The sequence below is a fragment of the Acinetobacter sp. ACIN00229 genome (genome assembly GCF_016106645.1).
In the GTDB taxonomy this organism is placed as follows: Bacteria; Pseudomonadota; Gammaproteobacteria; order Pseudomonadales; family Moraxellaceae; genus Acinetobacter; species Acinetobacter oleivorans.
Genome location: NZ_JADWOM010000003.1, coordinates 161,546 through 174,189, shown reverse-complemented (window position 1 = coordinate 174,189; position 12,644 = coordinate 161,546). Strand labels below are relative to the sequence as shown.

15 protein-coding genes are annotated in these 12,644 nt (G+C 38.6%); 11 read left to right on the top strand and 4 right to left on the bottom strand.

The features are described from left to right. Positions 1–58 precede the first annotated feature (58 nt). The gene (locus I7H67_RS03695) at positions 59–1,774 is read left to right on the top strand and encodes a proline--tRNA ligase (RefSeq protein WP_198307105.1); all 1,716 of its coding nucleotides are present in this window, start codon (positions 59–61) and stop codon (positions 1,772–1,774) included. Positions 1,775–1,828: 54 nt separating this feature from the next. Here I7H67_RS03695 and I7H67_RS03690 read toward each other — a convergent pair whose 3' ends face one another. The 3 genes from I7H67_RS03690 to I7H67_RS03680 all read right to left on the bottom strand — a co-directional run bounded on the left by I7H67_RS03690 (position 1,829) and on the right by I7H67_RS03680 (position 3,174). Continuing rightward, complete coding sequence (locus I7H67_RS03690) at positions 1,829–2,170, bottom strand: YegP family protein (protein ID WP_005309794.1); 342 nt, start codon at positions 2,168–2,170, stop codon at positions 1,829–1,831. 211 nt (positions 2,171–2,381) lie between these two features. Then, the gene (locus I7H67_RS03685; RefSeq protein ID WP_016137144.1) at positions 2,382–2,726 is read right to left on the bottom strand and encodes a zinc ribbon domain-containing protein YjdM; all 345 of its coding nucleotides are present in this window, start codon (positions 2,724–2,726) and stop codon (positions 2,382–2,384) included. A gap of 91 nt (positions 2,727–2,817) precedes the next feature. Beyond that, positions 2,818–3,174 carry a DUF488 domain-containing protein gene (locus I7H67_RS03680; RefSeq protein WP_198307104.1) on the bottom strand — a complete coding sequence of 119 codons (357 nt, stop codon included), beginning with the start codon at positions 3,172–3,174 and terminating at the stop codon, positions 2,818–2,820. Between the two features lie 173 nt (positions 3,175–3,347). Here I7H67_RS03680 and rutD point away from each other — a divergent pair, with 173 nt between their 5' ends. The 8 genes from rutD (at position 3,348) to I7H67_RS03640 (ending at position 10,324) form a co-directional block, all read left to right on the top strand. After that, positions 3,348–4,154, top strand: coding sequence for a pyrimidine utilization protein D (gene rutD, locus I7H67_RS03675; protein WP_151826573.1), 807 nt, complete (start codon positions 3,348–3,350; stop codon positions 4,152–4,154). Further along, positions 4,151–4,738, top strand: a complete 588-nt coding sequence (locus I7H67_RS03670) for a malonic semialdehyde reductase (RefSeq protein ID WP_198307103.1) — start codon at positions 4,151–4,153, stop codon at positions 4,736–4,738. The genes rutD and I7H67_RS03670 overlap by 4 nt, the downstream gene beginning before the upstream one ends. Before the next feature lie 359 nt (positions 4,739–5,097). Continuing rightward, positions 5,098–6,216: a pyrimidine utilization protein A gene (gene rutA / locus I7H67_RS03665; protein ID WP_151826575.1), complete on the top strand. Its 1,119-nt coding sequence runs from the start codon at positions 5,098–5,100 to the stop codon at positions 6,214–6,216. Then, complete coding sequence (gene rutB, locus I7H67_RS03660) at positions 6,213–6,965, top strand: pyrimidine utilization protein B (protein WP_151826576.1); 753 nt, start codon at positions 6,213–6,215, stop codon at positions 6,963–6,965. The genes rutA and rutB overlap by 4 nt, the downstream gene beginning before the upstream one ends. A 46-nt stretch (positions 6,966–7,011) precedes the next feature. Continuing rightward, complete coding sequence (gene rutC / locus I7H67_RS03655) at positions 7,012–7,395, top strand: pyrimidine utilization protein C (protein ID WP_002116077.1); 384 nt, start codon at positions 7,012–7,014, stop codon at positions 7,393–7,395. A 66-nt stretch (positions 7,396–7,461) separates the two neighbouring features. Next, positions 7,462–8,052, top strand: coding sequence for an NADH-dependent FMN reductase RutF (gene rutF / locus I7H67_RS03650; RefSeq protein ID WP_198307102.1), 591 nt, complete (start codon positions 7,462–7,464; stop codon positions 8,050–8,052). A 31-nt stretch (positions 8,053–8,083) separates the two neighbouring features. Beyond that, positions 8,084–9,436, top strand: a complete 1,353-nt coding sequence (gene rutG, locus I7H67_RS03645; protein ID WP_068612099.1) for a pyrimidine utilization transport protein G — start codon at positions 8,084–8,086, stop codon at positions 9,434–9,436. A 15-nt stretch (positions 9,437–9,451) separates the two neighbouring features. Continuing rightward, a complete protein-coding gene (locus I7H67_RS03640; protein WP_151826578.1) occupies positions 9,452–10,324 on the top strand; it encodes an NAD(P)-dependent oxidoreductase in 873 nt (290 codons plus the stop codon). A gap of 48 nt (positions 10,325–10,372) precedes the next feature. Here I7H67_RS03640 and I7H67_RS03635 read toward each other — a convergent pair whose 3' ends face one another. Further along, positions 10,373–10,825 carry an SRPBCC family protein gene (locus I7H67_RS03635; protein WP_151826579.1) on the bottom strand — a complete coding sequence of 151 codons (453 nt, stop codon included), beginning with the start codon at positions 10,823–10,825 and terminating at the stop codon, positions 10,373–10,375. Positions 10,826–11,037: 212 nt separating this feature from the next. Between I7H67_RS03635 and I7H67_RS03630 the strand changes: the two genes are divergently transcribed. Together I7H67_RS03630 and I7H67_RS03625 are read left to right on the top strand one after the other, a co-directional pair. Then, entirely contained in the window at positions 11,038–11,760 is a 723-nt protein-coding gene (locus tag I7H67_RS03630; RefSeq protein WP_198307101.1) for a YgfZ/GcvT domain-containing protein, read from the top strand. 146 nt (positions 11,761–11,906) lie between these two features. Beyond that, positions 11,907–12,617 (top strand): DsbC family protein, encoded by a 711-nt coding sequence (locus I7H67_RS03625; RefSeq protein WP_198307100.1) that lies wholly within the window; start codon positions 11,907–11,909, stop codon positions 12,615–12,617. Positions 12,618–12,644: the final 27 nt, after the last annotated feature.

The window sequence follows — 12,644 nt, the reverse complement described above, 5'->3', positions numbered from 1 at the left end:
TGCAGCGATTATCGTATAATCTGCGTTTTTATAACGCTTAACTTTTAGGACTTTTTCCATGCGCGCAAGCCGCTTTTTATTTGCAACGTTGAGAGAAACCCCAAATGATGCTGAAGTGATTTCACACCAGCTCATGTTACGTGCGGGGATGATTCGTAAATTGGCATCTGGTTTATATACATGGCTGCCGATGGGAACACGTGTGCTTAAAAAAGTAGATGCGATTGTTCGTGAAGAAATGAACCGCTCAGGCGCAATGGAAGTATTCATGCCCGTGACTCAACCCGCAAGTCTTTGGGAAGAATCGGGTCGATATGAACAATATGGTCCTGAATTATTACGCTTTAAAGATCGTCATACGAACCCATTCGTACTTGGGCCAACGCATGAAGAAGTTATTACAGACATGGCGCGTAACGAACTTAAAAGTTATAAGCAGCTTCCTGTAAATTTCTATCAAATTCAAACCAAATTCCGTGATGAAATTCGTCCACGTTTTGGTGTAATGCGTTCACGTGAGTTCATCATGAAAGATGCTTATTCTTTCCATGCAACTCAAGAGTCACTACAAGAAACTTATGACGTAATGTACGACACCTATAGCCGTATTTTCACTCGTTTAGGTTTAGATTTCCGTCCAGTACAAGCCGACACAGGTTCTATTGGTGGTTCAGCTTCACACGAATTCCACGTATTGGCTGCTAGTGGTGAAGATGACATCGCATTTTCAACTGAATCTGATTATGCAGCAAACGTTGAAATGGCTGAGGCTGTTTTAGTGGGTGCACGTGCAGCACCGACACAAGAATTTAAATTGGTTGAAACACCAAATCAAAAAACAATTGATGATGTATGTCAGTTCTTAAATGCTGATCCAAAGCAATCTGTTAAAGCTTTATTGGTTCAAGGTGTTGCTGACGAAAAAGGTAATGTTCCTGTTGTTGCTCTATTTGTACGTGGTGACCACGAACTGAATGAGATTAAAGCTGAGAAGCATCCTTTAGTGGCTGCCCCTCTTACTTTTGCAACTGAAGCACAACTTCAAGCATTTGGTTTAACTGCTGGGTTTACAGGTCCACAAGGTTTAGTTGAAAAAGGTTTAACTGTAATTGTTGACCGCGCTGCATCTGTTCTTTCAGATTTCGTTGCTGGTGCAAATGAAGCTGACAAACATGCTGTTGGCGTAAACTGGGAACGTGATGCGCAAATTACAGAAGTTTTTGATTTGCGTAATGTCGTTGAAGGTGACCCATCTCCAGACGGTAAAGGCACGCTACAAATTAAACGTGGTATTGAAGTAGGTCATATTTTCCAACTTGGTACTAAATACTCTGAAGCTTTAGGCTGTAAAGTTCTAGGTGAAGATGGCAAACCATTTACAGTAACCATGGGATGCTACGGTATTGGCGTAACTCGTGTTGTTGCAGCTGCAATTGAACAAAACTACGATGACAAAGGTATTATATGGCCACAAGCTATTGCACCTTTTGAAATTGCAATTGTTCCAATGAATGCGCACAAATCACCACGTACTCTTGAAGCAGCAGAAGCACTTTATGCAGAACTTCAAGCTCAAGGTTTTGATGTGTTGCTTGATGATCGTAACGAACGTCCGGGCGTTAAGTTCTCTGATCTTGAATTGATGGGTATTCCACACCGTATTGTGATTGGTGAAAAAGGTCTTGATGCCGGTACTTTTGAATATAAAGGCCGTCGCGATGCTGAAGCGAGCAATTTAACGAAAGAAGAACTTTTAGCTAAGTTATCGCGTTAATAAATAGACAAATAAAAAAGCAGCTTTAAGAAGCTGCTTTTTTTAACTCAATTTTTATGCCTGAACCGTTAAGTCTTTAATAGTTGTCGATGAACCATTGGTTTTAACAGACTCAATTCCTTTATCACGTGAAGCTTCGCTCGCATAGAATTGACTTGTGCCAATAATTTGATGATTTGCAGCTTTTAAATTGAAATAAGGTTTCCCATTCTTTGCAGTTAAACGCTCATATCGTGCGTCATCACCACTATTTTTTTGAATTGATTCAATACCATTTACCGCAGAAGCTTTAGCCTTATATAGCTCACTATTTAGAATAGGTTCACCATTTCCTGCCTTTAAAATAAAGCGGTATTGTCCATCACTCGCTAGTGAAATTTCGTACCATCCTGCCATAAAAACCTCATTTTTTTGTTGGTGTGGGTATGACTTTCGTTATTATTCTGGACGAAAGTTATTTGTTATTTAAGACAATATAAATGGGCTATCATTCTTTGAATAGCCCATTTTTTATACTTTTTCGTAATAAAATTATAATGATCTTAGAAATTTAAAAAGTAGAGATATAAGTGCATATCTCTACTGAAATGTAATTAAAATTAACAATTTAAGCTTTTTTTACAAATTCAGATTTTAACTTCATCTGACCAATACCATCAATTTTACAATCGATATTGTGGCCATCACTTGCATCTGGAACTAAACGAATCGTTTTTACTTTCGTGCCGACTTTTACGACTGAAGATGAACCTTTAATTTTTAAGTCTTTAATGACAGTTACGCTGTCTCCATCAGCTAATACATTTCCATTAGCATCTTTAATAATTTCTTGTTCTTCAGTAAGTGATGCATCCCCTTCTTTCCACTCATTTGAGCATTCAGGACAAATTAATAAGTCGCCATCTTGGTAAGTATATTCTGATTGGCATTTTGGGCAGTTTGGCAACGACATGAAAAAAATCTCAAAAAGTATATTATGCGAGATATGACTCATTTTTTAAAGTTTTAAATAAAAGACTTTTACCAAAAAAAAATTTATACATTCATTTTGAGTTTTTACTTAATAAATATTCTTTCAAAATAATTGCATGGTTATTTTCAACATCTTTTGCTGAATATAAAAGCGTAACTGTATGTTTTACTGCGATGCGTTGTAGCTCTTCAACTGCGGAGTTGGTTTCAAGCTCTTTTAAATAACGCTGCTTAAATTCTTCCCAATGATCTGGCGTTGCTGCATGGAACCACTTGCGCAGTTCAGTTGAAGGTGCCACTTCTTTTAACCACAAATCTAAATGAGCATTTTCCTTACTAATCCCCCTACTCCATAGGCGGTCAACCAAAATTCGCTTTCCATCACTAGGCTCAGCATTTTCATAAATTCTTTTAATTTGGATATCCATTTCTGACACCTACTCAGCTTAATCTAAATATTATTGGCTTAATCATCACATTGATTTTCCTACTTCTACAATCTAAATCTTTTGCACAAAATATTGTCTCAATTTGCCATTTTTGATTAATTCAGGCATATAAATTGCTTTTGAATTTTCATTATTTTATCAAATGGTAAAAAATGAAATATTATATTTATCCATGTTCATCTCAAAAAAACGCCCCTTATTTGATTTTGTCATCTGGGTTAGGTGGTCATGCTAGTTTTTGGAGTCCACAGCTTGAATCGTTGAGTACGCATTTCAACATCGTGACTTATGACCAAGAAGGCTGTCACCAAGACAGTGCTTTATTACCTGCACACTACCATATGTGTGATATGGCAAATCAAGTATTACACTTATTAGAACATCTTCAAATTCATGAATTCCATATGATCGGGCATGCTTTGGGTGGCATCATCGGAATGGAACTCGCAAAGCAACTACAATCCAGCTCAATTACCATGCTCAGCCTGACACTGATTAATGCGTGGGATGAGCTAGATGCCCATACACAAAAATGTTTTGATGCCCGTATAGCATTATTAGCGTCAGCAGGTGCTGAAGCCTATGTACGTGCACAGGCATTATTTTTGTATCCTCCAGCATGGATTTCTCAGAATCATAGCGACATTAAAAATACCGAAGATATTCAACTCCAAAACTTTCCACCTAAGACAAATGTATTTGCACGACTCAAAGCATTGATGCGCTTTCAATTACAAGCAGAGCACTTACAAGCATTGCAAGACACCGCAATTCATATCGTTGCCAATCAAGATGATTTTTTAGTTCCAGTACATAAATCACAGGATCTTTTTACCAAACTCGCTCATGGTCAACTCTGCATTTTACCCTCTGGTGCCCATGCTTCCACAGTGACCGAATCTCAACGACTAAATCAAACTTTCATTCAATTTTTCCATAACATTAAGGCCTTATCATGAATGCAAAAACATTAAATATTTTAGATCAACTCTTTTTAGAAGCTAGAACCCACAGCACGTGGTTAGATAAAGCGGTCAGCACTGAGCAAATTCAACAAATTTATGATCTGGTCAAAATGGCGCCGACTTCTGCCAACTGTAGTCCTGCTCGTTTTGTCTTTTTAACAACACCTGAAGCTAAACAAAAACTCAAGCCAGCATTGTCGTCTGGCAATGTAGAAAACACGATGACAGCTCCTGTCACTGTTTTGGTTGCAACCGATGCAAGATTTTATGACAAACTGCCAGAACTATTTCCTTATGCCGATGCAAAATCATGGTTTACATCAAGTGAAGCCGTAGCACATGAAACTGCTTTTCGTAATAGTTCATTACAAGCTGCATATTTAATTATGGCATGTCGTAGTTTAGGTTTAGATACGGGTCCAATGTCTGGTTTTGATGCGAAACAAGTTGATGAGCTATTTTTTGCAGGCACAAATCATCATATTAATATCATCATTAACATCGGCTATGGCGACCCTCAAAAAGTTTATACTCGCCTTCCCCGTTTAAATTTTGAAGAGGCTTGTCGGGTAGAATGAGTTAAGTACATAACCCCCTCTTCAATCTTAAAAGAGAAATACCTTAGTTCTACACGGCGACTTCAATGTCGCCTTTTTTTATTCTGCTGTTTTAAAACATTGGATGTCATACACACTCCAAAAGCAAAATTGATCAAATGATGCACAATAAAGCAAGTTAGTTCCTCCTTGGTGCATAATCGCATTATTTTTTACCATTTGATAAAAATTATACCAAACAATAAATTCAATGTATTGATAAATATACAAACATTAAAGTTGGCACGAGCTATGCATTATTAAAAATACAACCAAACACTGAAAATTATATCGTTTATAGCTTTCAGTTCGACTTCCTAAACTCACGATGGGGAATCAAGATGAAGATCGGCGTTTTTTGTCCAATTGGAAATAATGGCTGGCTGCTTTCAGAAAATGCACCGCAATATAAACCTACCTTTGAATTAAACAAACAAATTGTACAGCGTGCTGAACACTACGGTTTTGACTTTGCCCTTTCCATGATTAAGTTACGTGGTTTTGGCGGAAAAACTGAGTTTTGGGACTATAACCTTGAAACATTTACCCTCATGGCAGGTCTCGCCGCTGTCACCAGCAAAATCCAAATTTATGCAACCGCTGCAACACTAGTCATGCCTCCTGCAATTGTGGCACGTATGGCATCGACCATAGACTCGATTTCCAACGGTCGCTTTGGACTAAATGTCGTGACTGGATGGCAAATGCCTGAATACTCCCAAATGGGTATGTGGCCCGGAGATGAATATTTTGCTAAACGCTATGACTACTTATCTGAATATGTCGAAGTTTTACGTGAACTTTGGGCAACCGGGAAGTCAGACCTAAAAGGCGAGTTTTTCCAGATGAATGATTGTCAGGTCAAACCACAGCCTCAAGCTGATATGAAAATTATCTGTGCAGGACAGTCTGATGCTGGTTTAGCTTTTTCCGCAAAATATGCCGATTACAACTTTGTTTTTGGAAAAGGTTTAAACACACCGACAGCCTATGCCGAAATTAATGATCGCTTAAGAGCTCAAACTGACAAAACTGGACGCAATGTACAGACCTATGTGTTGTTTATGGTAATTGCAGCCGAAACAGATGCTGCTGCAATGCAGAAATGGCAACACTATAACGATGGTGCGGACATGGAAGCTATTCGTTGGCTACAAGACCAAGGTGCAAAAGATAAAGTGTCTGGCACTGACACCAATATTCGTCACATGGCCTCTAGTGTTTCTCCAGTCAATATCAATATGGGCACCATTGTTGGCTCTTTTAAAAATGTCGCAAAAATGCTTGATGAGATTTCCGAGATTGAAGGTACAGAAGGAATTTTGTTGACCTTTGATGACTTTGTACAAGGTGTAGAAGATTTTGGTCAACGCATTCAACCGCTCATGAAATGTCGTGAAAGTGTCATTACCGAACTGGCAGAGCAAGCCGAACCAACTGTTTTGGAGAAAAGCGCATGAATGAAATGTCTAATATTGTGTGTGCAGAATTCACGTCACAGATCGGTACAGGCAAAGTATTAAAAGCCGAACCTGAACATATTCAACTAGCAGCAGAACAAACTGCGCTTGTTGTCATTGATATGCAAAATGCCTACACCTCTTTAGGTGGGTATTTAGATTTAGCAGGTTTTGATGTTTCAAAGACTAAACCTGTAGTCGAAAATATTAAAAAGGCGATCGATGCTGCACATAGTGCAGGAATTCAGGTCATCTATTTTCAAAATGGTTGGGATAAAAACTACGTCGAAGCTGGTGGTTTAGGTTCACCAAATTTTCATAAATCCAATGCTTTAAAAACCATGCGTAAACAGCCTGAGTTACAAGGCCAACTTTTATCTAAAGGTGGTTGGGACTTTGCTTTAATTGATGAGTTACAACCACTTCCACAAGACATCATTATTGAAAAGCCACGTTATAGCGGTTTCTTTAACACCGCGCTCGACAGCATTTTACGTGCTCGTGGTATTCGTAATTTGGTCTTTGTAGGTATTGCCACCAATGTCTGTGTCGAGTCGACCTTACGTGATGGTTTCTTTTTGGAATATTTCGGTGTTGCACTTAAAGATGCTTGCTATCAAGCCGGACCTCAAGAGGCTCACGACGCAGCGCTATATAACATTAAAACTTTTTTTGGCTGGGTATCTGACACCAATAGTTTCATTGAAACCTTTAGTTCGGCATCAACATTGCTACAGCAATCTGCCTAATTCATACATTTAATTTTTACTAAAATTTTTTGATTTGGAGCATTTTATGTCTAAACAAGTTGTTATCCCTGAAGGAACATCGGCACCACTTGCACCCTATGTTCCTGCAACCAAAGCGGACAATATTGTGTATGTCTCAGGCACATTGGCTTTTGATGAAAATAATAATGTGGTTTGTATTGGTGATGCTGCAGGACAGACTCGCCATATTTTAGAAACAATCAAAAAAGTGATTGAAACTGCGGGTGGCACCATGGATGACGTAACGTTCAATTCCATTTTCATTAAAGATTGGGCGGACTATACCGCAGTGAATACGGTATATGCCGAATACTTTCCGGGTGACAAACCTGCTCGCTTTTGTATCCAGTGCGGCTTGGTGAAACCCGATGCCTTAATTGAAATTGCATCGATTGCCCATGTGGGATAAGCGATGTCACTGACAAAAACCTTCAGCATCATAACTGATGTGATGTTTTAGCCTCGATTCATTGTAATGATCATGTATTGGGGCTGGAGAGCAATCATGCAAAAAAGAGAAGAGAAACAGGTTTTAACTCCATCTGCTATTCAGCTGGCTCAAACATGCTCAACACACTTAGAAGTAGATCAGCATACTTTTAGACAAGGCATGGCCAATCTTGGGGCAGCAGTGAATGTCATCACGACGGATGGACCTGCAGGACAAGCTGGTTTTACAGCATCCGCTGTATGCAGTGTAACTGATACACCACCGACACTATTGGTTTGCCTCAACCGCTCAGCATCTGTGTTTAATACTTTTAAACAGAATGAGGTGCTTTGCGTCAATACTTTAGCTGCTCATCAAAGTACGCTATCTATAATATTTGGCGGGAAAACGCCAATGCCAGAACGCTTTGCTCATGGGGAATGGAGCAAGCTAATCACTGGTTCTCCGATTTTGAATGAGGCCTTGGTGTCATTTGATTGTGAAATTGTACAAAGCATGAGTATCGGTAGTCATGATGTCTTGTTTTGTTCGGTCAAAGCAATGAAACACCAAAGTGGGCTTAATGCACTTATGTACTTCAACCGCAATTATTGCGAATTACAAACAGCATGCTAATGCAGATAAAAAATGAAAAAGAGGATCTGTTATGCGAACACAAGAATCTTGGTTTCCTAAATTTAAGCCGCACACAGGTAATTTAGAAACTCCCGTACAAATTGATGAATATCTTCCTCCCGGTAAAAGTATTGTTTTGGGGTTACAACATGCTTTTGCGATGTTCGGAGCAACTGTTTTAGCCCCGTTACTCATGGGCTTTGATCCGAACCTCACCATTTTTATTACTGGTATTGGCACCATCTTGTTCTTTTTAATTACAGGTGGGCGTATGCCCAGCTATCTCGGATCAAGCTTCGCCTTTATTGGCGCAGTCGCAGCAGCCACAGGGTATGCAGGGGTTGGATCAAATCCAAATTTAGCTGTGGCGCTGGGCGGTACAATCATTTGCGGTTTGATTTATGCATGCATCGGTTTAATTGTCATGAAAACTGGAACTGCATGGATTGAAAAACTCATGCCACCCGTGGTCACTGGTGCAATTGTCATGATTATTGGTTTAAACCTTGCACCTGTAACAATCAAAAGCGTTTCGACAAATAGCTTTGACACGTGGATGGCAGTCATTACCATTTTATGCATTAGTGCCGTTGCTGTTTTTACAAGAGGTATGATTCGTCGCCTTCTATTACTCATCGGGCTCATCAGTGCTTATTTTATTTATTTTCTACTCACCAATATCTTAGGATTAGGCAAACCCATCGATTTTAATGCAATCAGTCAAGCTGCATGGTTTGGCCTACCCACTTTTCACTCACCTGTTTTTAATGCCAAAGCTATTTTATTGATTGCACCTGTTGCGCTTATTTTAGTCGCTGAAAACTTGGGACATTTTAAAGCGGTTTCTGCCATGACAGAACGTAATTTATCTCCATATATGGGTCGTGCTTTTTTTGCAGATGGCATTTGTACAAGTTTATCAGCTTCTGTTGGTGGTACAGGCATGACGACTTATGCTGAAAATATTGGGGTAATGGCTGTAACTAAAGTCTATTCAACAACTATTTTTGTGGTTGCGGGACTATTTGCAATTCTACTCGGTCTATCCCCTAAATTTGGAGCAATTATTAGTACCATTCCTGTTGCTTTATTAGGCGGTGCGTCCATTGTTGTCTTTGGCTTAATTACCGTTGCTGGAGCAAAAATTTGGATTGATAACAAAGTTGATTTCACTAAAAATAGTACTTTAATTATTGCAGCAGTCAGTCTCATTATGGGTGCTGGCAATTTAAGTCTACATATTGGGCCATTTGACTTAGGAGGTATTGGAACTGCAACACTTGCAGCAATTGTTCTTAACCTATTACTCAACAGAACGGAAAAATCCGAAAATCAATCTATTGAAAAATCAGTAGAACCGCTTAATTCTGTCCCACATCTCTAATTCTGGAGAAACTCCTTGATTCAAAGTGTTTCATTTATCGGTTTAGGTGCAATGGGATGGCACATGGCTTCCCATTTAACCCAAGTATGTAACCAAGTCTATGTTTGGAATCGTACTTTTGCTAAAGCAAAGCAACATGAGCAAACCTTTGGTACGCAGGCTGTAGACCTGACACAAGCTCTACAAGCAGATATTATCTTTTCATGCCTACCTAATAGCCAAGATGTAGAAAATTTAATTGCGGATTCTCAACTAAAACAAGGGTGTATTTGGGTAGATTGCACTAGCGGTGTGCCAGAGACTGCAAGAAAACTCAGCCAACAGCTCAAATTAAATGGAGTTGATTATTTGGATGCTCCAGTTTCAGGTCAAACGATTGGAGCTGAACGAGGAACTCTCACGGTAATGGTCGGAGGTGACGAGTCTGCTTTTAAAAGAGCAAAACCAATCATTCAAGCATTTGCTAATTTAGTTGAATATGTCGGCGAAAGTGGAGCTGCCTTTGCAGTAAAAGCCATCAATAACACATTAATGGCAACACATCTTTGGGCGTTGGCAGAGGGATTAAGTATCCTTAAATCTCAAGGCGTAAATTTACACTCCGCAATAAACTGTATTAACCACTCTAGTGGCAAAAGTAATGTTTCAGAACACATCATGATGCAACGTATTTTAAACCGCAAATTTGAAAAAACTTTTGCATTAGATTTATTACAAAAGGATATTGGAATTGCACTAAATCTCGTTACTCAAAATAATTTGGAACTCCCAGCTTTTAGTCTCATTCAGCAACAGTTTAATCAGGTTTCCAAACCCGATGCACAACAAGTCGATTTTTCAGCCATAGTTAAACTATTGGAACAACAAAACCAATTAGAGCTATGTTAAGAGTAGGTCATACGACCTACTCTTTTTTATAAGAAAAGCAGAGTAACTTTATTGGTCTGGAATTTCAGCTTCAATCAATAAAGTCAGTAAAGATAAAGATTCTTGCCATCCCAAATAGCAAGCTTCCTCTGGAATAACTTCCGGTATGCCTTCTTGTGTAATATGCACTTCTGTACCTACCAATACGCTTTTTAAGGTAATAGTGACTTGCATAGTTCCTGGTAAATTTGGATCGTCGAATTGATCGTTGTAACGAATTAATTCATTTGGAACTAATTCAACATATGTTCCACCAAAAGCATGTGTTGAACCTGTCGAAAAATTGGTAAAACTCATTTTATATGAGCCACCAACATTTGCATCAAAACTATGAACCTTGGCAGTAAAGCCGTGCGGCGGCAACCACTTGACTAAAGCATCTGGATCTAAAAATGCACGGTAAACTCGCTCGGCTGGAGCCTTAAATACGCGATGAAATTTTACTGTTCCTGTTGCCATCATATTCTCCTTATTTTAATTTCTTTTAAATTATCGAAATTATGCTTATTAGCTTAAACCTTCCGATTTATCCGAACGTATATTTTTGGTGTTTTTTCAAACAAAATACTTTTTTCAGGCGAAATCAAATTACGAAAACTAGGGCTGATTTTTTAGTAAAAATGGAGCAAAATAGTCAGCAATCATAAAGAAACATATTGAATTTGAGATTAATCATGAGTCTGCTCGCTTTCTCCTCATATGCTTTAAACGGTGTAGATGCACAGAAGTTTTTACAAGGCCAAGTTACTGTAGATACTGAACGTTTAGCTGAAAATGAAACTCGCTATACAGCCATTTGTGATCTTAAAGGTCGTATTCATTTTGGCTTGTGGCTAAAGAAGATTAATCCTGAAAGTTTTGAAATTGTAGTTGCTCAAGATCAAGCTGAAGAGTTTGCCAAACATGTTAAAAAATTTGGTGCTTTTTCGAAAATGACCTTAAATGAACAAGGCGCTGTGTTCCCAAAAGTTGTGAATCATCAAACTGAGTTCAATACGACTGAAACTGATATTTCTGAATGGCAAAAACAAGCCATTATGACGGGTCAAGCGTGGATTACACAGGCAACTGAACATGAATTCCAGCCACAAGAATTGCGTTTACATCAACGTGAAGGTGTCAATTACGATAAAGGTTGTTACTTAGGTCAGGAAATTGTGGCGCGTCTTTGGTTTAAAGCAAAACCAAAACACTGGTTACATCTGGTTCAGGGTATAGGTGAAGCACCTGCTTCAGCAACTCAACTAAATAACGATATTGAAGTCGTTAATAGTATTTCAAATGATGAAGGCTATCTTGCTTTAGTTGTTGCTAAACCTGCTGCTCTACAAGAGTTGGGACTTCAAGTTCTTGAATTACCTGAAGCTTTAAGTGGCGATGTTGCAAGACCACAATAATAGTTTTTATTAACTCGAACTGCCCACTTTTAAGTTAGTGGGCTTTTTTATAGATACAAAACACTAATGATTTCATTAGATTAGAACTTCAATTTTTTAAGTTTTATATGCCATCATTAGCCCTGTTGAAATTAAAGAGAAAAAAGATGAAAACTAAACTTGCTACACTCATGTTGAGTCTGGCTATTTTCGGTTCTGCTCATGCTGATGTTAAAGCACTTGAACAAAATCTTAAGACGAATTATCCAGATTTGCCTGTAAAAGGTGTTTATCAATCTCCTGTTCAAGGCATCTATGAAGTGTACACAAGCGGCCGCATTGTCTATACAAACCAAGATGCCAAGTACTTTTTTGTCGGTAACCTAGTCGACATCAAACAACAAAAAAACATGACTGAAGAACGTATTGCCGAACTTGGCAAAATTGACGTTAAAAGTTTGCCATTAAATCAGGCCATTAAATATATAAAAGGTAAAGGCGAACGTACGATTTATGTCTTTAGTGACCCAGATTGCCCATATTGTCAGCGCTTAGAGCAAAATATGGTTGGTGTTGATAACGTAACGGTATATGTGTTCCTTTATCCTCTTACTAGTTTGCATCCAAATGCTGAAAAAGTTTCAAATCAAATCTGGTGCTCAAAAAATCCAGCAGAAGCTTGGACAAACTACATGCTTAACCGCAAATTGCCGACTAATAGCAAAAGTTGCTCAAGCCCAATTCAGAAAAATATCGCTTTAGGTCAAAAATTAAATATTGATGGAACACCTACCCTGTTCTTGCAAGATGGCCAAAGACTCTCTGGTGTTCCAAGTGATGCCAAACAAATTGAAGCATTACTTCAGTCAGCAAAATAATAATATTACCCACTCCATTGTATGAAT